The following is a 345-nucleotide window of genomic DNA, read 5'->3' on the forward strand; positions in this document are numbered from 1 at the left end:
ATTGGAGCTCGCACTCGCGCATTCGCCGCCCGCCGATGCATTGGTGCTCACGGGCGATCTCGTTCACGACGAGTCACGCGAAGGCTATCGCTCGCTTCGCCGTCTGCTCGATCGCACCGGATTGCCCTACTACTGTATTCCCGGCAACCATGACTCGCGGCCTCTGATGGAAGAGCTGCTGGGCCCCGCAGCACTCGGGCCGGTTGCCGTGCGTCAGCTCGGCGACTGGGATCTGGTCTTTCTCGATTCCACCGCGCCTGGCCGGGACGAGGGGCGGATCGGCAGGGTTCGACTCGCAGCGCTTCGCGACGCCTTGGCGGCGAGCCCATCACCGGCCGTTATCTT

The 345-nt window shown here is 65.8% G+C and carries 1 protein-coding gene; it reads left to right on the top strand.

Annotated elements, in window-relative coordinates; all coding sequences use genetic code 11:
- Nucleotides 1–345, top strand: a 345-nt coding sequence (locus tag GPT33_RS17350; protein WP_296811529.1) for a metallophosphoesterase, incomplete at both ends; no start/stop codon positions are given.

The sequence above is a fragment of the Thiocapsa sp. genome, assembly GCF_011390875.1.
In the GTDB taxonomy this organism is placed as follows: domain Bacteria; phylum Pseudomonadota; class Gammaproteobacteria; order Chromatiales; family Chromatiaceae; genus Thiocapsa.